The organism is Vibrio sp. FE10 (assembly GCF_030297155.1).
In the GTDB taxonomy this organism is placed as follows: domain Bacteria; phylum Pseudomonadota; class Gammaproteobacteria; order Enterobacterales; family Vibrionaceae; genus Vibrio; species Vibrio apostichopi.
Genome location: NZ_AP028067.1, coordinates 1,832,644 through 1,856,810 on the forward strand (window position 1 = coordinate 1,832,644; position 24,167 = coordinate 1,856,810).

29 protein-coding genes and 2 pseudogenes are annotated in these 24,167 nt (G+C 43.0%); 20 read left to right on the plus strand and 11 right to left on the minus strand.

Features of this window, described 5'->3' with window-relative positions; all coding sequences use genetic code 11:
• Positions 1–143 precede the first annotated feature (143 nt).
• The gene (locus QUF19_RS08350; RefSeq protein ID WP_286298635.1) at positions 144–650 is read left to right on the plus strand and encodes a DUF6653 family protein; all 507 of its coding nucleotides are present in this window, start codon (positions 144–146) and stop codon (positions 648–650) included.
• 83 nt (positions 651–733) lie between these two features.
• Here the strand turns inward: QUF19_RS08350 and QUF19_RS08355 are convergent, their stop codons facing one another.
• Complete coding sequence (locus QUF19_RS08355) at positions 734–1,177, minus strand: hypothetical protein (RefSeq protein ID WP_286298637.1); 444 nt, start codon at positions 1,175–1,177, stop codon at positions 734–736.
• 89 nt (positions 1,178–1,266) lie between these two features.
• On the opposite strand from QUF19_RS08355, the gene QUF19_RS08360 reads away from it, so the two are divergent.
• The 11 genes and pseudogenes from QUF19_RS08360 (at position 1,267) to QUF19_RS08410 (ending at position 7,395) form a co-directional block, all read left to right on the plus strand.
• Positions 1,267–1,707, plus strand: a complete 441-nt coding sequence (locus QUF19_RS08360) for a MarR family winged helix-turn-helix transcriptional regulator (protein WP_286298639.1) — start codon at positions 1,267–1,269, stop codon at positions 1,705–1,707.
• A 1-nt stretch (position 1,708) separates the two neighbouring features.
• A pseudogene (locus QUF19_RS08365) lies at positions 1,709–1,804 on the plus strand (GNAT family N-acetyltransferase); the annotation flags it as partial.
• A gap of 45 nt (positions 1,805–1,849) precedes the next feature.
• A complete protein-coding gene (locus QUF19_RS08370) occupies positions 1,850–2,266 on the plus strand; it encodes a VOC family protein (protein WP_286298641.1) in 417 nt (138 codons plus the stop codon).
• 199 nt (positions 2,267–2,465) lie between these two features.
• A pseudogene (locus QUF19_RS08375) lies at positions 2,466–3,028 on the plus strand (GNAT family N-acetyltransferase).
• A gap of 23 nt (positions 3,029–3,051) precedes the next feature.
• On the plus strand, positions 3,052–3,633 hold the full coding sequence (locus tag QUF19_RS08380) for an HD domain-containing protein (protein ID WP_286298643.1): 582 nt from the start codon (positions 3,052–3,054) through the stop codon (positions 3,631–3,633).
• 93 nt (positions 3,634–3,726) lie between these two features.
• Entirely contained in the window at positions 3,727–4,200 is a 474-nt protein-coding gene (locus QUF19_RS08385; RefSeq protein WP_286298645.1) for a GNAT family N-acetyltransferase, read from the plus strand.
• Positions 4,201–4,353: 153 nt separating this feature from the next.
• Positions 4,354–4,989, plus strand: a complete 636-nt coding sequence (locus QUF19_RS08390; protein WP_286298647.1) for a DUF922 domain-containing protein — start codon at positions 4,354–4,356, stop codon at positions 4,987–4,989.
• Between the two features lie 155 nt (positions 4,990–5,144).
• On the plus strand, positions 5,145–5,774 hold the full coding sequence (locus QUF19_RS08395; RefSeq protein ID WP_286298649.1) for a LysE family translocator: 630 nt from the start codon (positions 5,145–5,147) through the stop codon (positions 5,772–5,774).
• An 83-nt stretch (positions 5,775–5,857) separates the two neighbouring features.
• Entirely contained in the window at positions 5,858–6,256 is a 399-nt protein-coding gene (locus QUF19_RS08400) for an OsmC family protein (RefSeq protein ID WP_286298651.1), read from the plus strand.
• Between the two features lie 269 nt (positions 6,257–6,525).
• Positions 6,526–7,041: a P-loop NTPase family protein gene (locus tag QUF19_RS08405; protein ID WP_286298653.1), complete on the plus strand. Its 516-nt coding sequence runs from the start codon at positions 6,526–6,528 to the stop codon at positions 7,039–7,041.
• Positions 7,042–7,170: 129 nt separating this feature from the next.
• Positions 7,171–7,395: a hypothetical protein gene (locus QUF19_RS08410; protein ID WP_286298655.1), complete on the plus strand. Its 225-nt coding sequence runs from the start codon at positions 7,171–7,173 to the stop codon at positions 7,393–7,395.
• A 114-nt stretch (positions 7,396–7,509) separates the two neighbouring features.
• Here the strand turns inward: QUF19_RS08410 and QUF19_RS08415 are convergent, their stop codons facing one another.
• The gene (locus QUF19_RS08415) at positions 7,510–7,842 is read right to left on the minus strand and encodes a PBPRA1643 family SWIM/SEC-C metal-binding motif protein (protein ID WP_192888679.1); all 333 of its coding nucleotides are present in this window, start codon (positions 7,840–7,842) and stop codon (positions 7,510–7,512) included.
• Between the two features lie 265 nt (positions 7,843–8,107).
• Here QUF19_RS08415 and QUF19_RS08420 point away from each other — a divergent pair, with 265 nt between their 5' ends.
• The 4 genes from QUF19_RS08420 to catB all read left to right on the plus strand — a co-directional run bounded on the left by QUF19_RS08420 (position 8,108) and on the right by catB (position 10,852).
• Entirely contained in the window at positions 8,108–8,824 is a 717-nt protein-coding gene (locus QUF19_RS08420; protein WP_286298658.1) for an HAD family hydrolase, read from the plus strand.
• 42 nt (positions 8,825–8,866) lie between these two features.
• Positions 8,867–9,244, plus strand: a complete 378-nt coding sequence (locus tag QUF19_RS08425) for a nuclear transport factor 2 family protein (RefSeq protein WP_286298660.1) — start codon at positions 8,867–8,869, stop codon at positions 9,242–9,244.
• Between the two features lie 155 nt (positions 9,245–9,399).
• Complete coding sequence (locus QUF19_RS08430) at positions 9,400–10,131, plus strand: SDR family oxidoreductase (RefSeq protein ID WP_286298663.1); 732 nt, start codon at positions 9,400–9,402, stop codon at positions 10,129–10,131.
• Positions 10,132–10,222: 91 nt separating this feature from the next.
• Entirely contained in the window at positions 10,223–10,852 is a 630-nt protein-coding gene (gene catB / locus QUF19_RS08435; RefSeq protein WP_286298665.1) for a type B chloramphenicol O-acetyltransferase, read from the plus strand.
• Between the two features lie 68 nt (positions 10,853–10,920).
• Here catB and QUF19_RS08440 read toward each other — a convergent pair whose 3' ends face one another.
• Together QUF19_RS08440 and QUF19_RS08445 are read right to left on the minus strand one after the other, a co-directional pair.
• Complete coding sequence (locus QUF19_RS08440; protein WP_286298668.1) at positions 10,921–12,099, minus strand: BamA/TamA family outer membrane protein; 1,179 nt, start codon at positions 12,097–12,099, stop codon at positions 10,921–10,923.
• Positions 12,100–12,217: 118 nt separating this feature from the next.
• Complete coding sequence (locus tag QUF19_RS08445; protein WP_286298671.1) at positions 12,218–12,583, minus strand: c-type cytochrome; 366 nt, start codon at positions 12,581–12,583, stop codon at positions 12,218–12,220.
• 209 nt (positions 12,584–12,792) lie between these two features.
• On the opposite strand from QUF19_RS08445, the gene QUF19_RS08450 reads away from it, so the two are divergent.
• Genes QUF19_RS08450 through QUF19_RS08460 form a run of 3 tightly spaced genes read left to right on the plus strand, consistent with a single transcriptional unit; the run spans position 12,793 to position 13,783 of the window.
• Positions 12,793–13,044, plus strand: coding sequence for a Rho-binding antiterminator (locus QUF19_RS08450; protein WP_286298674.1), 252 nt, complete (start codon positions 12,793–12,795; stop codon positions 13,042–13,044).
• A 7-nt stretch (positions 13,045–13,051) separates the two neighbouring features.
• Positions 13,052–13,285 (plus strand): hypothetical protein, encoded by a 234-nt coding sequence (locus QUF19_RS08455; protein ID WP_286298675.1) that lies wholly within the window; start codon positions 13,052–13,054, stop codon positions 13,283–13,285.
• Between the two features lie 48 nt (positions 13,286–13,333).
• Positions 13,334–13,783 (plus strand): GyrI-like domain-containing protein, encoded by a 450-nt coding sequence (locus QUF19_RS08460; protein ID WP_286298679.1) that lies wholly within the window; start codon positions 13,334–13,336, stop codon positions 13,781–13,783.
• Positions 13,784–13,888: 105 nt separating this feature from the next.
• Here the strand turns inward: QUF19_RS08460 and gltS are convergent, their stop codons facing one another.
• The 5 genes from gltS to QUF19_RS08485 form a co-directional block, all read right to left on the minus strand.
• Positions 13,889–15,112, minus strand: a complete 1,224-nt coding sequence (gene gltS / locus QUF19_RS08465) for a sodium/glutamate symporter (protein WP_286298682.1) — start codon at positions 15,110–15,112, stop codon at positions 13,889–13,891.
• Between the two features lie 77 nt (positions 15,113–15,189).
• On the minus strand, positions 15,190–15,825 hold the full coding sequence (locus QUF19_RS08470; RefSeq protein WP_286298684.1) for a hypothetical protein: 636 nt from the start codon (positions 15,823–15,825) through the stop codon (positions 15,190–15,192).
• A 10-nt stretch (positions 15,826–15,835) separates the two neighbouring features.
• Positions 15,836–17,016 (minus strand): IS3-like element ISVisp1 family transposase gene (locus QUF19_RS08475; RefSeq protein WP_286298566.1). Its coding sequence is split into 2 segments (ribosomal slippage): positions 15,836–16,731 and positions 16,731–17,016, totalling 1,182 coding nucleotides; the frame shifts between segments, so codons are not numbered across the junction.
• Positions 17,017–17,047: 31 nt separating this feature from the next.
• Positions 17,048–17,869: a patatin-like phospholipase family protein gene (locus QUF19_RS08480; RefSeq protein WP_286298687.1), complete on the minus strand. Its 822-nt coding sequence runs from the start codon at positions 17,867–17,869 to the stop codon at positions 17,048–17,050.
• Positions 17,870–18,064: 195 nt separating this feature from the next.
• Complete coding sequence (locus QUF19_RS08485) at positions 18,065–18,724, minus strand: glutathione S-transferase (RefSeq protein WP_286298693.1); 660 nt, start codon at positions 18,722–18,724, stop codon at positions 18,065–18,067.
• Between the two features lie 104 nt (positions 18,725–18,828).
• Between QUF19_RS08485 and QUF19_RS08490 the strand changes: the two genes are divergently transcribed.
• Positions 18,829–21,084 carry a peptidase U32 family protein gene (locus QUF19_RS08490; protein WP_286298695.1) on the plus strand — a complete coding sequence of 752 codons (2,256 nt, stop codon included), beginning with the start codon at positions 18,829–18,831 and terminating at the stop codon, positions 21,082–21,084.
• Between the two features lie 148 nt (positions 21,085–21,232).
• Here QUF19_RS08490 and QUF19_RS08495 read toward each other — a convergent pair whose 3' ends face one another.
• Complete coding sequence (locus QUF19_RS08495) at positions 21,233–21,697, minus strand: acyl-CoA thioesterase (protein ID WP_016786146.1); 465 nt, start codon at positions 21,695–21,697, stop codon at positions 21,233–21,235.
• Between the two features lie 173 nt (positions 21,698–21,870).
• The gene (locus tag QUF19_RS08500) at positions 21,871–23,706 is read right to left on the minus strand and encodes an ABC transporter ATP-binding protein/permease (protein ID WP_286298701.1); all 1,836 of its coding nucleotides are present in this window, start codon (positions 23,704–23,706) and stop codon (positions 21,871–21,873) included.
• Between the last annotated feature and the right edge of the window lie 461 nt (positions 23,707–24,167).

Genomic DNA, 24,167 nt, shown 5'->3' on the forward strand with positions numbered 1-24,167 from the left:
TTCACCCTGTGATATCACAAAATACGTTCGAATCGTTTTTAACGTTTAAGTGGTCGTGTAATGCTTGAGTTCATAAGCAGCGTCGCTTTCTGTTCGTGGTTCATTGTTCACGGCTGATACGTTAACAATTCAAGGGAAGTCATTTGGATATCATCAAACAATTAGAAAAGCTCATGTCGATGGACGAATCCACTTGGCATAAGCACTCTAATCCATGGAGTGTTTATACTCGATTTACTCTTCTGCCATTGATTTCTCTCGCTTTTTGGTCTAGAGATTGGATCGGAATCTATTCTGTACTGGCAATATTAGCCTCTTTCCTTTGGGTATGGATTAATCCGAGGTTATTCCAAGCTCCTGACACAACAAACAACTGGGCTTCAATGGGTACGTTTGGCGAGCGTATCTATCTGAATCGTAACGTTGAGCCTATTCCTCTTCATCATGTAAAACCGATTCTGGTTCTTCAGTTTTTAACTGGGCTAGGCTTGCCCGTATTTGTATATGGCTTATGGAGTTTAGACTTAACCTTAGTCGTCTTTGGTAACCTATGGATTGCAGTATTTAAGGCTTGGTTTGTCGATAGAATGGTCTGGCTGTATTTGGATATGAAAGACACCAAACCTGAATATGCGAATTGGTTAAAGTGATGACAAACGAATCGGGTAGATACCTTATGAGGTGAAAGGCTTTATGAGTGCTTTCACCTTGATAACGCCAACTTGAGGGATACTTAAGATTTGGCCTTTTTGGGGCGGAATTTTCGACCATCCATAATATTCAAAGACATCAGTGTTAGGTTAGTGGCCCCAGCAATAAGTTCTAACGCTTGAACGCCATAAAAGACTGCATCCATCTCTCCAGAACTCGCCCATTGATTCAAAAAGTAGGCTGCTGGGATCAAAATAAAGATTCCGTTAAACGCAATGATTGGCATACGTTTACTTTTACGTTCAACAATTTTTCCTTTTCGGTGCTTAGCCATTGCTGCACCTGTTGCGCCCGTAACTGCAATCGCTGGGACCAGAATGAATAACCCTGGAAATACGATTAGCGACTTAACCAGCTGTATCGACTCTGAAGTCCCAGTCAGTTCCACAATCAAGGTTGAAGAAAAGAATGTTGCAACACATAACGTAGCAACCATTGCAGCAAGTCGGTGGATTATTGGTTTCATATTGTTCTCTTCCATTTGTTATTTTGGTAACATATTGTCAATATTGTTGAGTTTAAATTAATGACAGCATGTTGTCAAAGTGAGGCGTTGTGGATACGAATGGAGAAGTCTTTACTAAGATTGCTTTAGAGATCTTTAAGGTAAGTGGTTTATTGAACAATGAAGGCGATAAAATAACGGAAGAGTTTGGACTGAGTAGTGCACGATGGAAGGTGATGGGAGCGATTGAAAAATCAACTGACTTAGTCACAGTGTCACAAATTAGCCGTATTATGGGCCAAAGTAGGCAAGCCACTCAGCGTGTTGTTGACGTCATGGTTAAAGACGAGTTGGTGGCATGGTTAGATAATCCGAATCATAAGAAAGCGAAGCTCGTGGAACTCACTGACAAGGGTAAGCAAACCTATAATCTACTCGATAAGAAACAAGCTGTGTGGGCAACTCAAGGTGCCGAAGGAATTAACAGAGATGAGCTAGATAATGCTTTAATCGCTTTGAATAAAATGGCCAGGTTTCTTGAAAGAGAATAGCTTGGTTGATGAACCTGAATTCTATGAGAAATTAGGCTACAAACTTGTGTCTCCTTCTTGCCAAGGAATGACAAAAAAGTTCAAACCTTGCGTATAATGAACGGATTCTAAAAACTAAAAATTTTACACACTAGGTAAGAACATGAAGCAAAATATTGTCCACATTGCATTGGTCGTTAAAGATTACGATGAAGCCATCGATTTCTATGTAAATAAGCTGAATTTTGAACTTATTGAAGACACCTATCAGGCAGAACAAGACAAACGTTGGGTTGTGGTTGCTCCACTGAATTCTCACGGTGTTACCTTATTGCTTGCAAAGGCTTCTAAGCCAGAACAACATGATTTTATTGGTAATCAAGCGGGTGGACGCGTATTTATTTTCTTGAATACCGATGATTTCTGGCGTGATTATGAGCATATGAAATCAATAGGGATTAACTTTGTCCGAGATCCACAAGAACAAGACTACGGCACCGTTGCTGTATTCGAAGATTTATATGGAAACCTTTGGGACTTACTTCAGTTAAACCCTGACCATCCGATGGCAAAGAGATAAACGCAACAAGTCGTTAATAAGTCAATTTATGGGGCGTTCTTTACATACGTCCTATAAATTACGCTACAAGACACTAGATAAATACTTCTAGAAATACGTATAATCTGACACTTAAGGCATGGCACTTAAAGGTTGCCATGTTTGGCCTCTAATAGGCTCGAATATTTGAAGCGGTAATCATATAAAACAAGGAAGACAGGTGGAAATAGTACAAGCAGAAATATCAGATCTAGAAAACTTCTATCAGTATTTAGACGTGCAGCTTTTAGACAATGCTGGCGACGACTCTCCACTTTTCCAACCTATTGCTAAACACGACTGTCGTGTTTCAGATTCTCTCAAAGCTAAGTTTAGAAACGGCTTCGAAGTTTCAATCGGTGAATCAGGCTGGCGAAAGCTTTGGGTCGTTACAGACTCGTTTGGTCATATATTTGGCCACATTGATTTACGCCACAATGTTGGGTGTATAGTTTCCACCGCGTTTGTTTAGGTATGGGCGTTGATCATAGCGTCAGAAAACAAGGGTTAGGACGTAAGTTGATTGAATTGGCCGTCGAGTTTTGTCGAGATACTCAAGGAATAGATTGGCTCGACCTCAACGTGCTTTCAGATAACATTCCAGCGAAAAATTTATATTTAAAATGTGGCTTTTCAATCATTGGTGAAATGTCAGATTGCTATCGTATCGATGGGCAATCGATCTCTGAAATGACGATGACGTTGTGCACAGCAGATCTTCATCACTCACACCCATCTAACTAATACTCGATTTAGGAGAATGCTTCATGGAAGAAATCAATAATGTCCTTCAGTTTATGGTTGAAATTGAAAAGCTAAAATCAGTCCACCGCCAAACGAAACCGGTAGGGCTGGATCGCTATGAAAATTCAGCTGAGCATAGTTGGCATGTGTGCTTAAGTGCTTTGATGTTGAAAGACTACGCGAATGAGACGATTGATATAACGCGTGTCGTTAAAATGCTCCTGATTCATGACCTAGGGGAGATTGACGCGGGAGACACGATTATTTACGCCAGCGAAACGGAAGAAAATAAGTTAAAAGAGCGTAATTGTGTTGAGCTCTTATTCCAATCGTTACCCAATGATCTTCGTGATGAGTATTTACAGTTGTGGTTAGAGTTTGAAGAAGGCAAGTCTCCAGAGTCGAAGTTTGCTAAAGCGATTGATAGGGTGCCTCCCTTATTACATAACATCCACGGTGGCGGTCATAGTTGGAAGAAGCACAATATCTCTAAAGACAAAGTGCTCACTTTTAATGGTGAACGGATATCCAAGGGCAGTAACACGTTGTGGGATGCACTTGAAGTTCAGCTGGAAGATTCTGCAAAGAAAGGTTTTTTGAAATAGCGCTTGAGCCACAGTATTACTCCAACTTCTCTTAGAGAATAAGCCAAAATATTATCTAACCAGTAACCCGTAACCAGAAAGCATGGAGCATTTATGATAACCGTTGAACGACTCAAGCCGTTGGATGTTGAGAGAGTCAAAAACATTCAATTAGCCGATGACCAGATCAAGTTCGCAGGAACCGCAGAGGCGTTTTTATTGAGTGGCAGTGATGAAACGATTCATTTGCACGTCATCAAACACAATGACGATGTTGTTGGTTTTTTTAAGTTAGATACTGCGTATGCCGCTGGGTATGATTTTTGTTCTGAACGTGGTTTGGGATTAAGAGCATTCGCTGTCGACAAAAATCAGCAGGGCAACGGCATAGGAACGGGTAGTGTGAAGGCGCTATTTCCTTATTTGAAATATAACTACACCGAATACGACTCGATTTACCTGACCGTTAATTGCAAGAATCCAGGGGCAGTCAGTTGTTACAAAAAGGGTGGATTCATGGATACCAATGAAAAGTACTTAGGTGGTGAAGCTGGTCCGCAACACATAATGAAAGGGCAAATCATATAGGTGTTGTTCGTATGTGATGCTCAAACGAAAAAGTCGTTTGTGAAAACTCAATACCCACCTATTTTTAATACTGGGAACGAACTAAGCACCAATCGATACGCGAGATACTACTGATAATCGCTCTACTCTTGTTTTAATATTTCATGAGGAACTATGAATAGTCAAATATCAAAGGCTTTGAGAGCGAGCGTATGGGCTGTGTTTAGCCACTCTATTATGTTTAGCCATATGGCAATGAGTGAAACTTTGCCCTTAGGTTATTCTCTGAGTGTTGAGTACCAACCTTATACCGTGACCGGAAATACCGTTGATGAGATTAAGCGCTCCTTTCGTGAGGACAAGCCTCAGCACTTGAAGGATAGCGGATTCGATGGCCTAACTAATTGGCAATATAAAACCTCTCACAATAGTGAAACCTGCAAGCTGTCTAAATTGGACGTCAGCATCACATATACTTTGCCTCAAATTCAACGTTCGCAAGCCAATCGAGAAGCGGTGGACGAGTTTAAATTTTATATGGGGCAGCTGTATCGTCATGAAGAAATGCACTGTGCGATAGCCGCTAAGCTATTTCAAGAAGTGTATTTGGCCTACAAACAAGGAGAGAGCGGAGACTGTAAACATCAACTCACAATAGTCGAAGGTTTATATGCACGCCTGCAACAAGAGAGTGATGAGTTTGATTCCTATACCAATCATGGTGCGACGGAATTGGCTGTTTCTCCTTTTGGAGAGGAAGCGTATTACACCCATTGCCGTATCAAGTTATCCAAGTATCCAAGTAACTAACTAAGTATCTAAGAATTGTATTTAAGTACCTGACAAACATGAAAGAGTGAGTGTAAGGTAAGCTCGAGTTACGCGCTTCAGTTTTACTTTCTCTAATGTTTATCTTTTGGTAAAACCTAACAATGATTAAAGGCTTTCTGAGCTGGGGTGATGTAATGGAATATGCAGTAGTTCTCTTTCATGTGACGTTGATTTGGACGCTTGCTGTCGCGACACCGGGGGCAAACGTATTATTAACGATTAATACGGCACTGAATTATGATCGCAAACTCGCGATGTTTTCTGCTTTTGGGGTCAGTGCGGCCATACTCTTGTGGGCGTTCTTTGGTGGTTCAGGGTTAGTGATCCTATTCTCCCATTTCCCTAACTTGTTTAATCTTATGAAAGTCGTTGGTGGCTGTTACCTAGTGTATTTAGGGCTACGCCAAATCTATGTTAGCCGTAAAACCAAGAAGCTTTCTGAGGTGAGTGAACAGACGCAGCGTCATTCACCATCGAAGAGGAAGGTGTTTTTGTCGGCGTTCATCACGAGTATTCTTAACCCCAAAACTGGCTTCTTTGTCGTCAGTCTATTTAGTGTCTCTATGCCTGAAAATATGAGTGCATCGATGATACTGGCAATTATGTTTACGATGTCCTCAATCACGCTGGTTTGGCATTTGTTTTTAGCGATGGCATTTTCCCATCATTCAGCCAAAAGTGTTTATGCTCGTATTTCTGGTGTTATGGATTACGTGACGGGTGGGTTATTCACGATTTTTGGCATTAGAGTGATGACATCTTGATGCAACCTTTGGTTTGTTCTGTATTATCCAAGTAACAGCTCTGAGTTGTATCTAATCTGATATGAAAAAGTAAGTGAGAAAGTATGAGTATCAATGTGAAGTGGGGCGGAGGGTGCCAATTTAGCGTAACAACTGAAGGCGGTTTCAATTTTAACGTCGATGCCACCAGCAAAACGGCGCCGTGTCCGACTGAGGTTTTACTATCGGCATTAGGTTCATGCAGCGCAACAGACGTGGTGTTAATACTGCAAGAGCAAGGCTTTGAGATAGAGCGTTTAGAAAATAATGTCACTCACACATTAACGGACGACGAGCCTCGTTTATATAAATCAGCGAATTTACACTTTGTGGTTCAAGGACATGGCATTTCAGAAGCTGATGTTGTGAAAGCCGCGAATGAAGCCGTTGCAAAGCATTGCCATGTTTGTTTGATGCTACAACCTAAGATCAAAATGACTTGTTCAGCGGAAGTCGTGGCATAAACCAGCATTTTAGTTAACCTCATATTTCATTAAAGCGAGTTATATCATCTGGTCAAACATGCTGATTTATTTGTTTACCGTATTGACAACGAAACGACGATATATAAAAGTGATCTTATGAAAATGAATTTAGCGCAACTTAACCAACGAATTATCATCATTCCATAGGAATGGTGGGATTGTTGATGTGCTTTATTTATCGAACCCACCCCGTAAGGTGGGTTTTTTGTATCTGCCTTATGGGTTTTATCTCAGTAGAAGGAAGTTATATGAAAAAAATAGCGGTATTTGGTAAGCCTGGTAGTGGAAAATCTACCGTCAGTAAAGCGCTCGCAGCCGCAACTGGTGTGGATCTTCATCAGTTAGATTCCCTCGTGTATAAGGCGAACGGCGAGTTTGTCGACAGTGACGTATTCGAACAAGCGCACGAAAGCATACTAAGTTCTGAAAGCTGGATCATTGATGGCTTTGGCCCGCTAGATTCCTTTAACAAGCGTTTAGACGCGGCAGATACTTTGGTTTATATCGATCTTCCTTATCCACTTAGCTACTGGTTCGTCACCAAACGTATGTTGAAAGGCTTGTTTGTTAAACCTGAAGGTTGGCCAGAGGGAAGCTCAGTCATTAAAGGGACAATACAAAGTTATAAGACACTTAAGTTGTGCCCTAGATTTTGGAATGACGACTTTAGAGCACGATTAGAATTACGTGCTGAAGATAAAAACGTTCACATCATCAAGAGCGTGGCGGAGCTGAACAACTTTGTTCGCCAACACGTTGGTTGATGAGAGGCTTTTCATACTGGTTTTGAAGGTTTGAATGTAGAAGATTCTATAAAACGATTTCGCTTAAATTCAACTTGTGGCATATTTGCATGCGTTAAATTTCTGTTATCGATAGGGACTATAGATATTATGTATGGAAGTGAGCAGGCGAGAGCGTTTTGTTGTAATTGCAAAACACTGACACTGCATAAATACACTATGTTCAGTAATCAAGTACAGCAAGCGCCTCAAGAAGAAAAAAAACCGGGTTTGTTTCAGAAAATTTTTTCGTCACTCATCTCCAATAACACTACTGGAGACTACAAGTGCACAAAGTGTGGAACGTACTTACGGACGCCCGATAATCTTGATTAACGCTGCATTCTTTAAAGAATCACTCAGGACATAAAAAACGGGCAGATCGTAATGATCTGCCCGTTTTTAATTCAATTATCTCAATCACACTGTGAGTAGCGGAATCAGAAACGCTTATGCGCAGCACTTCTTGTATTTCTTACCGCTACCGCAAGAACATGGATCGTTACGGTTAGGTGTTTTTTCGAACGTCATTGTTTTTGGCTTGTTTAGTAACGTGTCGAACTCAAGCGTGTTTTCTTCTTTTTCTGCATCCACAGATACAGTCACGAAGATTGAATGCTCAGCTGCAATTGCTTCAACTTCTGTTTTGCGAGCTTCAGTTTGAACCATTACCGCAACTGGTGACTCTTCAGTACCCACTTTAACATCGCGGTTTACGTTGTAGCCTGCAAGAACGTGATTCTGTCTTGTTTCGATACGGCCTTTGAAAAATAGTTTCGACATTGGGTACTCATTAAAATTTGGGACGACGCTATTCCAATGATGGGTAGCGTTATAGAGCGGGGGATTATACGCATATATTCCAATTGATAAAGCAATGATGTGAGCAAAGAGGCCTTAGTGATTGTGATCTAACGATCAGCCGCTTGTTAACTTCTCAATTTTTTGCGTGGTTTGGAATAAGTTTGAAATTAGAGACAATAAGATTTCCCTCAATAGGGATTAGAGTGATAAATTCAAATCGTCAATTTAAACAAAGAGATAGTGTATGAAGTTAGATGCCATCCTGTGGGATTACGATGGAACCTTGGTCAATTCAGTTCCCAAAAATATCGCAATCACCAAAGACATTATCTCTGTGGTCGCGCCACACTTGTCCGGTGATAATTTACCGAAATATTTGTTGAGCGAGGCTCTTTATCATGAAGCCAACCACGGTGCTAAAAACTGGCAAGCCTTGTATGTCGACTACTACGGTCTATCGCATGATGAAATGCTGATCGCTGGTGGCATGTGGGCTGAGCATCAAGAGAAAAATCAAACGCCGGTTGCACTGTTCCATGGTTTGGAAACAGTGGTTAATCAGTTCGCTCATTTGCCTCATGGTATTTGTTCTCAAAATTCTCAATTGAATATTCGTGGTGTACTCGACAGTTACGGCATTGGTGATTTGTTTAAATCGGTTGTCGGCTATGACGATGTATCCAATGGAAACCAAAAACCACATCCATTTGGTGGCATGAAGTGCGTTGAAAGCATCTTTGGAAAAGCTCAAACCGATGAACTTTGTTTGATGTATATCGGTGACCACGAAGCGGACACGCAATTTGCTCGCAATATCGAAGCCGCACTTGGCGACAAAGCAAAAGTGATCGCAGTTGCCGCGGGTTATAGCCGTTCTGAACCTGAAAACTGGCAAACTAAGCCCGATTACATTGCAAACAATGTCGATGATCTTCTAATGATCATTGGCAAATACGCTTAATCAATATCGTTTGGTTAAATCTAGTTAATTTAAGGAAGAATAATGACACCAAAAGACGTGGTATTAGGTTTTTGGGATGCAATGCGCACCAACGATTTTGCAAAGGCCAGTGAATGGCTAGCAGAAGATTTTCAAGGTTATTGGCCGCAGTCGTCTGAATTGACTCTGGGCAGAGATAACTTCACGGCAATCAATTCTGAATACCCAGCGAATGGGGTTTGGAAATTTGAGCTCAACTCGATTGTTTGTGAGGGTGACACGGTAGTCACGGATGTGTCAGTAACTGATAGTGTATTAAACGAACGTGTTATTACCTTTCATACGGTAGTTGATGGCTTAATCCAAAAGCAAACCGAGTTTTGGCCAGATGGTTTTGCTGCACAAGAGTGGCGATCGCAGTGGGTTAGCATTGTCAGCTAAGCGGGTCAGCATTGTCAGTTAATAGGCTGTTAGCTTTTAGACGGTTCGTTCTTAGAGTATTGGCCCTTAAACCGTAGAGTTAGAAATAACAAACATAAAAACAATTAGATAACTATCAGTCAGCAAGTCATCAAGCCAACAAGTTAGGAGATTTCATGAGCAAGGTCGCAATCGTTACAGGCGGAAGCCGAGGCATTGGTGCAGCAACGTCGAAATTATTAGCAAAACAAGGCTATGCGGTGTGTGTCAACTTCATACACAACGAATCAAGAGCTGACGAGTTGGTGAATGAGATTCGTGAACTGGGCGGAACCGCTATCTGTGTGCGCGCGGATGTGTCGGTGGAGTCGGACGTTAAATCCTTGTTCGAGATTGCTCGTAACAAACTTGGTCCAATTACCCACTTGGTGAACAACGCTGGAATCTTGTTTACTCAATCAGCACTGGTCGATATTGAGATTGATCGCTTTGAAAAAGTCATGAAATCGAACGTATCGAGCTGCTTCTTATGTAGCAAAGCCTTTATCAAACAAGCGGATGGTGCGGGCTCGATTGTTAATGTGTCGTCTGCCGCTTCTCGCACAGGCGCACCGTTTGAGTATGTGGATTATGCAGCATCTAAAGGCGCGATGGATTCACTCACTAAAGGCTTGTCCCTTGAATTGGCTGCGCGTAATATCCGAGTCAATGGCGTAAGGCCTGGTTGTATCTACACTGAGATGCATGCAGACGGCGGGGAGCCTGGGCGAGTTGATAGATTAGCTTCACAATTGCCATTGCAACGAGGTGGTACACCAGAAGAGGTCGCTAATTCAATTGCTTGGTTATTGTCAGATGAGGCGTCGTATGTGACTGGTTCATTTATTGATATTGCAGGCGGTCGATAGCGCACGGAAGTCTTTACACTAAAGAAATCAATTAAAGCATCATCACGTAACAAAAGTACCTAACTAAAAGAACGAAACTAAGAGTACAAACATGAAAAACTATTTTGAAAGCCCATTTGTTGGCAAGTCACTCAAAGAACAAGTGACTAATCCAAACATCATTGTGGGCGAACACAGCTATTATTCGGGTTATTACCATAATCACAGCTTTGATGATTGTGCGCGTTATCTGCTGCCTGACAGAACAGACATCGACAAGTTGATCATCGGCAGCTACTGTTCGATTGGTTCTGGTGCAGTCTTCATGATGGCAGGCAACCAAGGACATCAAAATCAATGGGTGAGCACTTTCCCGTTTTTCTATCAAGATGACGAAAAATTCGAAGGGGCGGCAGACGGCTTTGAAAGGGCTGGCGATACCGAGATTGGCAATGATGTGTGGATAGGCACTGAAGCCATGATCATGAGCGGCGTGAAAGTAGGTGACGGGGCAATTATCGCGAGTAGAGCAGTGGTGACCAAAGATGTCGCGCCATACTCGATTGTCGGTTCGAACCCTGCACGCCATATCCGTTATCGCTTTAGTGAAGCTCAGATTGCTCAGCTATTAGAAATGAAATGGTGGGAATGGAATGAAGAGCAAATCAAAGGTGCCATGACCTTAATGTGCTCTTCAGATATCGACGGCTTATATCAGTATTGGAAGAGCTTCGCTGCGTAATCCACTGTTATGCCATTGAGTTTGCATGTGGCTGAATTAGTCTACGATGGAATTAGTATGCGACTGAATTAGATACCGGCTCCGACTTGGAAGTACAGGGCGGTATCTTCTTCACTGAACGCAACATCAATGCCTGAAATCAGACCATAACGCCTTGCGATTAGGTAACGGAAACCAACGCCGTACGCAGAGTGTGAGCTTTGGTCGAACATGTCGTTATCGCTGTCTCCAGCATAACCAATCCCAGTAAATACGCCTGTTGACCAACGCGGTGTCCACTGTTTGGTGACTTGCACTTCGGCAGCAAAGGTATGCTCACCTTGATAGCGATTGCGGGCAATGCCTCTGATGTCAATGTCTGGGTAATATTGAGGAGAGAGAACGCGTTCATTGGTTGATAACGACTTATATTGACCTCGTAAAGCGAGATTCCATTCTTTGTTTAATTCCCAGTAGTTTAACCCCTCTAGATTAAACGTTTGATACGTGTAGTCACTGCCGATTGCATCGCCGAACCACAAGTACTCTGCAACATAGTTATAGCCTTGAGTGGGATTAAGAAAGTTGTTCTTACTGTCATATTCAGCAATTAAACCCAAGCCGGAAGAGGTCGGTGAAGAGTTACCGATATTGCTTAGGATCTCTTGTGCTTTTGGATGATTGTTCACTGAAAGGGTTGGTGCAAAAAACTGCTGCGAGAAACCCAACAACCAAGATGTTTCAGGGATTCTAAATTGTAGCTTTTGAATTCCGCCCATGCCTTTTAGCCCTAATTCAATCCCTTCATTGGGGTCGAGAGGCGCTAAAGCATTGGAGGAGCTTTGACGGTAAAAAGTCATGTTGATATCGCCATAACCCAAACCGCCCAAGTAACGAATTGAGTCTTCCTTCCAACTGCGTTTGTGGCCAACAAACGCCATCCAAGTGCCGTTTTCTGTCGCAAAGCCACCCACAGCGGTAATCGCAGGAGTTAAAAGCTGAGCGCCGCCATCGATCGATTTCTCTGCGAGTTCTTTACGTGTGTTTTTCTGATCTTCTGATTCATGAAGAAAGATACCAGTGAAGCCGCCACCGTATCCCACAGCCGGTTCGGTAATCAGTATTGGAACGGGCAGAAAACCATAGGCATTTTCAGCCAGATATTCGCCCATATCTAAGTGGCCATCGATTTGATCGATAAAACTCACAGCATGTGAAGTAGCAGAAACAAGCACAAGAGCACTTGCCGCTAAGGGTTTGAGAGTCATAACATTCCGTATTATTCACTATCCATTAAATTCAGTGTAATCAATGAAATAGATAGCGCAATAAAACGAACGCTTTTACGTTAAATCTCTGTTCAAAAGGCGAATGGAACAGCGTTTACTACTGGATAGACTCTACGTAAGTCAAAATATCGAGGGCATCTTGCTTGGTGATAATACCTTGCCATGCAGGCATACCGCTTTCGACTTCACCTTCTAGTATGTCGCCGGCCAGAGAGTTTTTAGTCGTGAATAACTTTCCAAGTTTATTAGGAATGTTGGCAGGCTTATGCGGTAAAGAAGCAGCAGTTGGGCCATCGCCTAAACCTGTATCGCCATGACACACCTGACAAAGCTGTTGATACTTTGCTTTGCCGTTCGCGAAGTGACTTGCATCATCAAGTGAGGCGGAGTTTGCACTGAATGTCATCATTGAAGCGACTAAACCCAAGCAAGCTAACACGTGTAATTTGGTTATGTTTTTCATTGTTTTATTCTTTATTTTTATTCAACAGGTAAAGAATAAGCACGGGTTAGTAGAAGAAACGTGAATGGTTGAATCGGTTCTAAACTGTTATTAGAAAGCCGATTTACCTTAAGAGAGCATGATCAATGTGATAAGAGTAAATGATTGATTATAAACAGTTTGCATAGTATGGCGTCTCGCATTAGCGTGATGGATGAATGGGGGGGGTTATGATTAGTTGCAATGATTACGATTATATTGAGATTGTGTGTATGCACAGGTACCCGATTAAACTCACAATGAAATCTGGTGAGCAGTTAGTCTGTGTTGCATTAGATACGAAGCGCAATCAAGCACGAGAAGAGTGCATCAAGGTCAGTGTTGAAGGTCAAGAACAGCTTGTCGTGTTAACTGAAATTACAGATTTAGAAGTCTGTGTCGACAATCCTCATTTTCAACATAAATCCTTTAAAACGTCATAGGTGCCATATGAACCACACGATAGAGCAATGCTACTGCACCGAATGTCGCGAAGAGACACAACACGTTGTGATTTTGGTGAGAAAGAAAAGTGCGTTTGCAGACAAACCGAACCAGAAACGACACGAGTTCTGGGCGGGCGTCGTAAAAGGCTGGTTCCTTGGCCCGTTTATCGCGTCAATGGATGAGTTTTCTCGTCATCTTGTGTGTGAAAAGTGTGGCCGTAAAGAGATTCAAGATTAGAATTAATCTAAGGTTATGATAGCGACATTGGTTAAGGAATGAAAACAGATGAAAGTAGAAACGATTGAAGCTGTAAAGGCGTACGGGTTTTCAGTAAGAACCACTAACACTGACGAAGTTGACCCAGCAAAGGCGAAGATAGGGCAATTATGGCAAGGGTTCTTCGATCAAGTTTTTCCTAAGCTGACACCAGACTCAAAGGTGTATGGCGTCTACACCAATTACCAATCAGATTTTACTGGTGAGTTTGATGTTGTTGCGTGTACCAATGCACTCACCGATAACAATTTAGCTGACCTAGTTGAAACCAATATCGAAGCAGGTAAGTACTTAACGTTCTCGGCTGAAGGTGAATTGCCGCAAGCGGTTATCGATTTGTGGGGAAAGGTGTGGGCTTATTTCAACGATCCAGATTGTCCACATACTCGAACTTACACGACTGATTTCGAGTTTTACAAAGGCGAAACGGCAGTCGAGATCTCGATAGCGATTCAATAAGCTTTTACTTGTAAGTTATCGATAACAAAACTAATGAAAACAAAAAGAGCCATTCAATACGAAGTGGCTCTTTTTATTGGTGTTCCTGCTAGAAATTAAAGCTAACTACATCATTCTCATGAAGTAAGGAATGATCAGAGCGTTGGCTAAATCGATGAAGAATGCGCACACCAATGGCACAATGATGAAGGCTTGAACTGAGTGTCCATACTTTTGGCTTACTGCCGACATGTTTGCCATGGCTGTGGGTGTTGAACCCAGAGAAATCCCGCCGAAGCCAGCACATACAACGGCAGCATCATACGTTTTCCCCATAGACGGGAATACAATGAAGATATTGATGACCAGAGCCAGTAGAAGCTGCATTGCTAATATCGCAAAGATCGGGCCTGCTAAGTCAATCAGTGTCCAAAGCTGCATGCTCATTAGCGACATCGCCAAGAAGGTACTCAACGATATTTCAGCAATTAGGTCGATAGCAGGAGAGCGGGTAGGCCATTTGGTGCCTGATATTCTTGGGTAAGAGTCGGGTATCGCGTTGGTAATTACGATACCGGCAAACAAACAAGAAACGAACAGTGGCAGCTGTAACCCGGTTTGGCTGATCAATTCATTCAATAAAGCGCCAACGATGACACAGATATGAATCGCTAATACGGCATCGAGAAACTGAAATGACGTGAGCGCTTGTTTCTGCTTGTCTGTATTTGAACTTTCCGCGTTACCTTGGCCTTCCGCTGGCTTTAGGTTGTGACGCTTGATAAGAAACTTAGCAATCGGGCCGCCCATCAAACTCGCTAAGATAAGCCCAAATGTGGCGCTGGCGATACCAATCTCCATCGCGCTTTCCAAACCAAACTCTTCTGCAACCTTTGGTGCCCAAGCGATTGCTGTGCCGTGGCCTCCAATCAATGAAATACTGCCACTCAACAAGCCGAAGACAGGCTCTAAACCAAACATTGAGGCGACAGAAATACCGACAATGTTCTGCATTATCATAAAGAAGATGGTGATGACGAGTAGAATCACCAAAGGTTTGCCGCCTTTGAATAGGTCTTTTAAGCTGGAGTTGATACCGATGGTGGTAAAGAAATAGACCAGCAATACATCGCGAGCGAACAGATCAAACTGAACTTCTATCGATGTCGTCGCGTAAAGCGCTGCAAAGAACAGAGACGCTAAAATCCCGCCTGATACGGGTTCTGGAATACTGAATTCTTTTAGAAAGCCGATGACTTGATTCAGCCTTCGTCCGATAAATAGCACCACAATACCCATGGTCACCGCAAAGAATGACCCAAGGTGTAAGACGTTGTTTTCAAATTCCATAATGAGCCTTGTATAAATATAATTCTAACGTGTGTTATGACTGCTGGTTAGCGAGCTTATGAGCAACTAGATTAACATTATTTGTTATTGCCAAAAGATAAGAAGGTTTGAAATTCAGCATCGGAGATAAGTTGTTTATTGCCTTCTTCGATCAACAAGTCGACCTTGTGTTTGTCTATCGTGAAATCAGTCGGGATTTGATTGAGTGAGTAACGTGTGTCGTCATCGTCGACTTTGTTCAAGCTGACCTCAATGAAATGCGGGACAACTTGATGTCCTTCGTAAGAGGAGAACTCTGCCCAAGACGTTAACTCGTCGACGATTAAATCTTTAGTGGTGTCGTTGTAGCGGTGCAACTGGATATCGGTGATGACATCCACCGTCTGTTTCACGGTTGGCATGTCGATAGAATCGCCGATGCCAGACTCAGGTTGGGTTGAAGCATCCACTGAGATGATGGCAATCGGGCGCACGGATTGGTTTTTGTGTAAGTTTTGGAGCTTCTCTTTATCGTTGTAACGCAAATATTCCGACATCTCATAAACCGACAACAAGCCAAGGTTATCGGTAATTCCGCCGTCCACTAGATGAAGATAATTCACTTGGTCTTTATTGCTGTAGGACTCTAGCGATTTGATGAGGTTTCTATTGCGATAACTGGTGGCTTCAAACGAGGGGTGTAAGTACTGATCTTCACCCGATAAAATGGACACCCTATTATCTTTAACCCGTCGCTACTTCATATTCATGCGGGGTTCGATATCCAAGACTTGAGTGCAGTCTATAACGGTTATAAAAATGCTGGATATAACCGGCAAGTTTATCTCTAAGCTGCTTCTCACTTTTAAAACTATTTTTCCTAATTATGTCGCCTTTGAGCGTATGGAAGAACGACTCCACCTCCGCATTATCAGTGCAATGACCTGGTCGATTCATACTTGGGACAATTCCATTTTTTGATAATAAAGCTTGAACTTCATGGGCTCGATATTCAGAGCCTCTGTCGGTATGAAACAATAAGCGCTCTTGTGGCTTTCGATTTCTAATTGCCATTCTCAACGAACTCATCGTTAGTTGTGTACTCTTCTTACTACCAAGCGACCAACCGACGATTTTACGCGAGTAAAGATCGATAACGACCGCTAGATACATCCAACGTTTACCTTGCTTTATATACGTTAGATCTCCAGACCATTGTTGATTAACTGCCGTTGGTTTTGGTGTGTCTTTTTTAATATTCTTAATCGATTGATAGAACCGATGTAGCTTGGCCATTTTCATGTAAATGCGATAACTTCGCGCTCTTAGCCCTTGCTCTTTCATGATCCGAGCCACACGCTTGCGGCTAACCAAAACGCCTTGGCGCCTCAGTTCTGCATGAACTCGTGGGCTGCCGTAAGTCTCTCGACTCTGGGTAAAAACTTTAATTATACGCTTCTTCAAAGCCTGCTCTTCTTGATCGTAGCGGCTTGGTTCTCTATCAAGCCATGCGTAATAACCCGACTTAGAAACAGATAGAAAACGGCACATCAATACAATGGAATAACGCGTTTTGTAATGGGTTATGAATCGGAATTTTGTCGATTTTCTTGGGCAACGAATCGTTGCCACTTTTTTAGCAAGTCATTCTCGAGCTTAAGTTGTTCGTTCTGACGTTCAAGTTCTGCAATCCGACTAGACTCAGTTTTCTGGCTCGGGATCTTAGTCCTTTTCTTACGTTTATCTTCCATAATAACCCCTTCTCTATAGTCCTTTCGCCATTTAGAAAGCATATAAGGGTGGATATCTAATGATAGCGCCACGCTTTTAACTGTAGCTCCTTCTCGAAGCGAAAGTCGGACAGCAGTTACCTTAAATTCCGTAAGATATTGTTGAGTTTTTTTACCTGATTTATAAGCTGGCATAATCACCTCCAATTACAATTGAAGGTGTCCATTAGATCGGGTCAACTACATACTCCGTTTTGTCACAGTTGTTTTTGTTTTCAAGTACTACGGGCGTGAAAACGAAAGGCACAGCAGATGATGCTGTCACTGAGCTCGACACCGAATAGCTGTTTAAGTCTGAACAAATAAGGTCAAAGTATTCTTGTGTGAATGAAAAGCGTGAACCCGTCGATATGTCGGTCGCGTTGATCACAATATAAGGCGCGCCGTCACGTCGAATGTCGGCAAACGTACTGTCCCCAAATATGTTGGCGTCGTAATAGTCGGTCGCTTTATCCGTTCTGGTCGCATAGGAGAACCAATAGCTTGGAGACAACAGAATAGAGATGAGATCCTCAGACACTTCGTGATAGAGAAACGCCTCTTCGTAATCTTCGAATATCTTATCGCCATACAAACCGTAGTAAGCCGCGGTAAAACTGCCTCCAGACACAGCGCTGATCATGTCGACTTCTTCTAGCAGATTAATACGTTCGCCATCGATCTCCATATCGGTATCGCGCAGTGCTTGTAAAACACCGTAAGAAAGCGCTGCCGCACGCGTTCCGCCACCTGAAAAAGACAGGATCAAAGTGACTTTGTTGTCTTGTCGGTAGAAGTTTTTCGCCGTGTAAGATTGGCTTGGCTTGTTGTTCCCTTGCTTGCTTGTCTGGGTGTGTGTCTGGTCATCTGACTGATTTATGTTTGTTGCTTTGTTCTTGGCGCTGCAACCAGAAAGGTTAAGCGAGAATGCCGCTAACAGTGAAATTTTCGCTAATCCGGTCAGCCAATGAGTGGGGTTATCGAAGATGTTACTTTTAGGATTCGGCATAGCGCAATTCAAACTAACGTCGGGTTAAGTGAAAGGCTATTTTCGTTGATATCTAATATGCTATCAATGGCATTACATGCGACACAGTGTCACGAAATACATAACAATCCTTGATGAATAAGGTAGGTAATTAACCAGTTAGATAGTTATTAATAAGCTAGATAGTTAATAAGGTCAGTTGTGCGTTGTTTTGTCTTATCCAAAAAGACAATCTTGTTTCGTTTCATTCCACAAAGGGTATTGCTTCATTACTTGGGTGTAGAGCTTACTTTCAAGATGCGCTCTTAACCAACGTCCTACGTTTTGATATTCAGACTGTACAAACCACTTCTTTTCGACTCTCACAAATTGGCTGACAAACGGCATTACTGCAAAGTCGGCGAGGCTAGGGGTGTCACCAAAAAAGTAATCATGATGGCTGAGTTTACTTTCCAATTCAGTGATAAATTCTTCGCAGTTGTGTCTGCGTTGTTCACTATCGATGTTTCGGTAACGTACTGAAGCGCGGTATTTCTCTAAGTGACCAATGAACTCGTTATCGTTGCGACCAATAAGCTCAAGAATTTGTTGGTTTAGAGCGGGGTTGCTTGAACGCATTAGATCTTGAGGATCATTCTGTCCCAATGCCCAAATCATCACCTCAATGCTTTGTTCTATAATCGTACCTTGTGGCAAGACAAGCACTGGTACCGTGCCTTTTGGCGAACTGGCTAATAGTTCGCTAGGCTTATCTTTGGTGACGATTTCGCGGAGCAACACTTGCTGTTTTGATAAGGCTATCCCCATCCTTCCACGCATAGCGTAAGGACAGCGTCTTAAAGAATAAAGGATAGGTAAATCGGATTCGTTTGGCATTATTGAGGTCATTTAGTTTGAAAAGTGTTGTTAGGTGGTAAAGAGATCGTGATGTAGGTAGAATACGCGGCTTAAAAATTATAAGTAAGTGAGCGACTTCAAAAATGAGCAGAAAGATTGAGTTATTAGCCCCAGGTGGCGATGTAGAGGCGATTAAAGCAGCTATCGTAGCGGGTGCTAATGCGGTTTATTGCGGTTTAGACACCTTCAACGCTCGTAACAGAGCCTCTAACCTGTCGTTAGATGAGTTGAATGGTGTGATTCGCCTTGCTCATGAATATGGCTGTGAAGTGTTTCTGACTCTTAACGTTGTGCTGCTGGAGCATGAAATTAAGAGCATCACTAAACTGCTAAACCAATTAGTGAACACCAAACTAGACGGCATCATCGTTCAAGATCTTGGTTTGTTCGATTTGGTGAAAAAGCATTTCCCATCATTAGATGTTCACGCATCGACTCAGCTGACTACGCACAATGAAGGCCAAGTTAAGTTCTTATCTAAGATTGGCGCAACACGCGTTAACTTGTCTCGCGAACTCAACCTGCCTGAAATTAAGATGCTGACGGAAGTGGCGCACGATCACGATGTACTGACTGAAGTGTTTGTACACGGTGCTTTGTGTATCGCGTTCTCTGGCCAATGTTACTCAAGCTCTGTAAGTGTCGGTAACTCGGGCAACCGTGGCCGTTGTAGCCAAGCGTGTCGTGATGAGTACGAAGTGACCAACGCAGGTAACAAGTTCCCACTGAACTTGAAAGATAACTCTGCTTACTACGACCTACCTGAACTGGTTGACGCAAAAGTTGACTCGTTGAAAGTAGAAGGCCGTATTAAAGGTGCACACTACGTATACACAGTGGTAGACACGTGGCGCAAACAGATTGATAGCTTTGTAGAAAGTGGTTTGTTGATCGAAGACGATTCGAACCTACACAAAGTATTCAACCGTGATTTCACTAACTCTTTCCTTAAGGGCAACCTAACGAAAGACATGTTCATCGATAACCCGCGCGACAACAGCATGAATTACGCTGTTGATAAAGCGACGAAAGAGAACAATGAAATCTCTGTTGTTCAAATTCAAGAAGTGACCAGCGATCTTTACGAAGCTAAGAATGCCCTAGGCAGCGAAATGCGCGACAAGATCGAGTTCCTTGATATTCGTAAAACACCGGTGTCATTGTCGTTTAGCGCGAAGCTAGGTCAACCATTCACGGTGACAGTGAACACATCAAAAGAGAACTTTACGGTTCAATCTAAATCGCTTCTGATAGCGGCAGGTGAGAAAGCGATCGATCAAGAGTTACTTGAGAAGCGTTTTAAAGCGGTTAAGAGTGCGGTTCATACATTAGAGAGCTACAACTACGATAACCTTGATGCTGGCCTGATTATTCCGTTGAAAGAAGTGTCTAATCTTAAAGATGAAATCGACTTCGTTCTTAATGGTTCTGTAGAAGTGATTAAGCACGTTGACGTGCCAGCACTACCACAACACCCTAAGGTGAACGACAAGCCAACCATGTCGATGCTTATCGCTGATGTGGAAGACTTGCACCTGTGTGATGTGACTGAAGCGGATGTTTACTTCAAACTGCCTGAAAGCTTCAAGAAGCGTTGCAACAAGTACATCGACATCTTAGCTGCAAACCCACGCTTGATTCCTTGGTTCCCTGCAGTATTGATCGGTAAAGACTATGACGAAGCGGTTCGTATTCTTGAAGAGATCAAGCCAGCTCGCATCGTGACCAATAATACGGGTATTGCTTACAAAGCTTACGAGATGGGTATCGAGTGGGTTGCTGGCCCGTTCATGAACACCACAAACTCTCACGCTCTGGTTACGCTGAAAGAAGAGCTGAACTGTGCCGGTGCTTTCATTTCGAACGAGATCAACAAAGGTCAGATTCGTCATATTCGCCGCCCAGAGAACTTCAAACTGTTCTACAGCATCTACCACCCAATCTTGATGATGACCAGCCGTCAGTGTTTCTTCCAAAGAACTGTCGGTTGTAACAAGCCAAGCATCGAAGCGGGTTGTATGTTGAAGTGTGAGAAAGCGACCACGATTACTAACGTGAAAGGCATCTCTTTCGCGGTTGATAAACAGAAGGGCGGCTACCCAAGCATTTACAACCACGAGCAGTTCTTAAACCATGACGCTGTAACGGATTTCTCTGGTCTGTTCGATGAGTTCTTCATCGACCTAACCAACATCGGTGCAGGTTCGAAAGAAGTACAAGACAAAGTAGAGCTGATCAAACACTTCCAAGGTTTGATTGACGGCGTTGATGGTTCACAACAGAACCTAGAGCAGCTAGTCGAAATTCGTACTAACGCTCAATACGTTCAAGGTCTATAGGGTCCAAGGTTTGTAGCGTTCAAGGTCTATAAGCTCCAACGTCTATAGCCAAAAGCTTATAAGCCCAGAAGACCAAACAAAAAGCCACTCAATCGAGTGGCTTTTTAATGTCTGAAATTTGCTGAGTCTTTCTCAATTAGCTAACACGTTATTCCGTCACGGCTTCCTGTTTGAAGCATGGGCTCTTTAACGTGTTCATCTTTTCGATTTCATTGGTTAAACGCAGTGAAAGCAGCGCTTTTTGGTTTGAAGCAAAATCGAACATAACGATGGTCGCAGTGCCGATTGTCGTTAGCTTTTGCTGAGTCTTACTGACGATCGCGTATTCCATGGTGAAGCGGTCGTCTTGAATATCTGTAACGCGAGAGCCAATCATCAGCGTGTCTGGATACGTGACTGGTCGGAAATATTTACAATAAGTGTCGCCAAGAACAGGGCCAACTTTGGTAATCGCCATTTCTTCCATCAGCTCGACGTGCTTGAAAAAATCTAAGCGAGCGGTTTCGAAATAACGAAAATATACGGCGTTGTTAACGTGATTAAGCGCGTCCATTTCTCCCCAAGCGACTGGGATTTCTGTTACTACCGGGTAGTCAGATAATAATGCTTCCATGCGAACTCTCTTATTGTTATCTACGGGAATAAGTTGTTATTGGAATAAAAACCCTACCGTTAAATTAACAAAACTGCAACACGTGTGATTTAAGTTTTTGAAGCTTGAAACCACACAATGTCAGGGACTTAGTCTTTCATTACTTAATGACTTAAACGCTTTTGCTCTATAACTTAGCTACTGAGGTGTTTGAATTGCAGTTCAACCAATCGTTGGTACAGTTCACAGCTATTGATGAGCGACTGGTGGTCGCCGATGTCTACTAGCTGTCCTTTATCGAGTACCGCAATTTGGTCGGCGTGTTTAATTGTTGATAAACGGTGCGCAATAATGATGGTCGTTCTGCCACGCATTAACTCTTCTAAAGCTTGTTGAACATGATGTTCACTTTCGCTGTCTAGCGCACTGGTTGCTTCATCCAATAATAGAATATTCGGGTCTTTTAAGATGGCACGTGCGATTGCAATACGCTGACGCTGACCGCCAGACAATCTCACACCACGTTCACCAAGAAAGCTGTGATAGCCTTCAGGTAAGTTCTGAATGAACTCGTGCGCGTGCGCTTTTTTCGCCGCCTCGATCACTTGCTCGTCCGTTGCTTCTGGGTTTCCGTATCGGATGTTATGGAACACATCGTTACTGAACAGAGCGGGTTGCTGAGGAACTAACGCCATCTGCTTTCTCAGTTCATTCGGATCAAATTGATTCAGTTCAACACCGCCTAACGTTACTTTACCCACTTGTGGGTCGTAGAAACGTTGCAGCAGTTCAAATAGAGTGGTTTTACCTGCGCCAGACGGGCCAACCAATGCCAATACTTTACCTTCATGGGCCGTTAGCGTGAGGTTGCTTGTTGCGGGCTGGTCTGGCCTTGATGGGTAGCAGAAGGTCACATCATCAAAAGCGACTTCTGGTGTTACGTTATCCAGTGATGTTGGGCTTTCTACAGGCGCAACAATGTGGCTTTCAACTTGTAGAATTTCAATCAAACGCTCTGTCGCACCTGCCGCGCGTTGCAATTCACCCATCACTTCAGAAATCGTACCCAGCGATGAAGCCACCATGATCGCATAGAAGACAAATGCAGCCAGATCACCCGCCGACATCGTGCCGTTGATAACATCACTGCCGCCAACCCAAAGCATGCCTGCAATCGCGCTGAACACGATAACAATCACGCCAGAGATCAGAATCGCACGCTGTTTAACGCGTTGGCGACCAATCTCGTAAGCCTTTTCCACTTCAATCGCGAATGATGCTTTCTCTTGTGCTTCTCGGCTGTAGCTTTGCACCGTCTTAATATGTTCAATCGCTTCGCCAGCATAAGAGCCCACATCAGACATCGAATCTTGGCTCTGGCGAGAGAGGGCTCTCACACGTCGACCGTACACCAAAATCGGAATCAAGATAAACGGCACCGAGGCCAACACAATCAGCGTTAGCTTAATGTTGGTCGCGAATAGCATGATGATGGCGCCAATACACATCAGCGCGCTTCGCATCGCCATAGAAAACGACGAACCAATGATGCTTTGCAGCAGGGTGGTGTCTGTTGTGATGCGCGACATGATGTCGCCACTGCCGTTGGTTTCAAAGTAACTCGGATGAAGTGTCACCACGTGATTGAAAACCGATAGGCGAATATCCGCACTCACACGTTCCCCAACAGAAGAGACCAAATAGAAGCGGAAGAAGGTGCCAATCGAAATCAAAACGACCACCACCATGATGAATTGAATCGCACTGCCTAAATCTGATAACGATTGTTGGCTGAAGCCTTGGTCGATAAGAAGACGAATACCGTGTCCGACCGAAAGGGTTAAGCTCGCCGTGAAGATCAACGCGATCAATGCTGCAATTACGCGGCCTTTATAGGGTTGAATAAATTTGCTGAGCTCGAACAGAATACTGAGGCTTTTCTTCTCAGGTTTGGGTTCTGGCGCTTTTTGAGTAGAGCGCTGAGTCGATCGCTGAGTAGAGTCGAGCGTAGAAGAGACATCGTTTTGCATATGACTGCCTTAATGTGTTGTCGCTTTAAGAATAGATGGCTTGTAGCTTGTAATACGTGTTGTTCGCTGCTGAAAACTTGTTATTGAGAATCGATGCCATTAAAGCATTTATTGCCGCGTGACGCTTCCTAGGAAACTCAATTTCCAAAATTTTCTTAACACTGATTGAATCAACAGAAACTGTTTAAAGGGAAAATTAAGCATTTCCTGTACACCAAGGTGGTTGTGAAATTGGCTTTTTAACCCTAATTTTTATGCAAGTAATTCCAAATCAATAGGGAAGTGTGTTCATAGATTTACAACCCAGTGGTGATTTATAAATTATCAGTAAAACGTTTGCCTTTTATCTCTAGATCAATCTTATCAATAACTTGTAATTTAGAGATGTAAGACCAGTCATTGAGACTATTTTTTATGCAATATCTGTTACAAAAATTCAACAAATTAGTTTTTTATACATT

What these genes read in the sequence shown, in the direction of transcription:
- QUF19_RS08355 (WP_286298637.1), bottom strand. Translation starts at nt 1,177, where the DNA reads ATGAAACCAATAATCCACCGACTTGCTGCAATGGTTGCTACGTTATGT.
- QUF19_RS08370 (WP_286298641.1), top strand. Translation starts at nt 1,850, where the DNA reads ATGAAGCAAAATATTGTCCACATTGCATTGGTCGTTAAAGATTACGAT.
- QUF19_RS08380 (WP_286298643.1), top strand. Translation starts at nt 3,052, where the DNA reads ATGGAAGAAATCAATAATGTCCTTCAGTTTATGGTTGAAATTGAAAAG.
- QUF19_RS08385 (WP_286298645.1), top strand. Translation starts at nt 3,727, where the DNA reads ATGATAACCGTTGAACGACTCAAGCCGTTGGATGTTGAGAGAGTCAAA.
- QUF19_RS08390 (WP_286298647.1), top strand. Translation starts at nt 4,354, where the DNA reads ATGAATAGTCAAATATCAAAGGCTTTGAGAGCGAGCGTATGGGCTGTG.
- QUF19_RS08395 (WP_286298649.1), top strand. Translation starts at nt 5,145, where the DNA reads ATGGAATATGCAGTAGTTCTCTTTCATGTGACGTTGATTTGGACGCTT.
- QUF19_RS08400 (WP_286298651.1), top strand. Translation starts at nt 5,858, where the DNA reads ATGAGTATCAATGTGAAGTGGGGCGGAGGGTGCCAATTTAGCGTAACA.
- QUF19_RS08405 (WP_286298653.1), top strand. Translation starts at nt 6,526, where the DNA reads ATGAAAAAAATAGCGGTATTTGGTAAGCCTGGTAGTGGAAAATCTACC.
- QUF19_RS08410 (WP_286298655.1), top strand. Translation starts at nt 7,171, where the DNA reads ATGTATGGAAGTGAGCAGGCGAGAGCGTTTTGTTGTAATTGCAAAACA.
- QUF19_RS08415 (WP_192888679.1), bottom strand. Translation starts at nt 7,842, where the DNA reads ATGTCGAAACTATTTTTCAAAGGCCGTATCGAAACAAGACAGAATCAC.
- QUF19_RS08420 (WP_286298658.1), top strand. Translation starts at nt 8,108, where the DNA reads ATGAAGTTAGATGCCATCCTGTGGGATTACGATGGAACCTTGGTCAAT.
- QUF19_RS08425 (WP_286298660.1), top strand. Translation starts at nt 8,867, where the DNA reads ATGACACCAAAAGACGTGGTATTAGGTTTTTGGGATGCAATGCGCACC.
- QUF19_RS08430 (WP_286298663.1), top strand. Translation starts at nt 9,400, where the DNA reads ATGAGCAAGGTCGCAATCGTTACAGGCGGAAGCCGAGGCATTGGTGCA.
- catB (WP_286298665.1), top strand. Translation starts at nt 10,223, where the DNA reads ATGAAAAACTATTTTGAAAGCCCATTTGTTGGCAAGTCACTCAAAGAA.
- QUF19_RS08440 (WP_286298668.1), bottom strand. Translation starts at nt 12,099, where the DNA reads ATGACTCTCAAACCCTTAGCGGCAAGTGCTCTTGTGCTTGTTTCTGCT.
- QUF19_RS08445 (WP_286298671.1), bottom strand. Translation starts at nt 12,583, where the DNA reads ATGAAAAACATAACCAAATTACACGTGTTAGCTTGCTTGGGTTTAGTC.
- QUF19_RS08450 (WP_286298674.1), top strand. Translation starts at nt 12,793, where the DNA reads ATGATTAGTTGCAATGATTACGATTATATTGAGATTGTGTGTATGCAC.
- QUF19_RS08455 (WP_286298675.1), top strand. Translation starts at nt 13,052, where the DNA reads ATGAACCACACGATAGAGCAATGCTACTGCACCGAATGTCGCGAAGAG.
- QUF19_RS08460 (WP_286298679.1), top strand. Translation starts at nt 13,334, where the DNA reads ATGAAAGTAGAAACGATTGAAGCTGTAAAGGCGTACGGGTTTTCAGTA.
- gltS (WP_286298682.1), bottom strand. Translation starts at nt 15,112, where the DNA reads ATGGAATTTGAAAACAACGTCTTACACCTTGGGTCATTCTTTGCGGTG.
- QUF19_RS08480 (WP_286298687.1), bottom strand. Translation starts at nt 17,869, where the DNA reads ATGCCGAATCCTAAAAGTAACATCTTCGATAACCCCACTCATTGGCTG.
- QUF19_RS08485 (WP_286298693.1), bottom strand. Translation starts at nt 18,724, where the DNA reads ATGCCAAACGAATCCGATTTACCTATCCTTTATTCTTTAAGACGCTGT.
- QUF19_RS08490 (WP_286298695.1), top strand. Translation starts at nt 18,829, where the DNA reads ATGAGCAGAAAGATTGAGTTATTAGCCCCAGGTGGCGATGTAGAGGCG.
- QUF19_RS08495 (WP_016786146.1), bottom strand. Translation starts at nt 21,697, where the DNA reads ATGGAAGCATTATTATCTGACTACCCGGTAGTAACAGAAATCCCAGTC.
- QUF19_RS08500 (WP_286298701.1), bottom strand. Translation starts at nt 23,706, where the DNA reads ATGCAAAACGATGTCTCTTCTACGCTCGACTCTACTCAGCGATCGACT.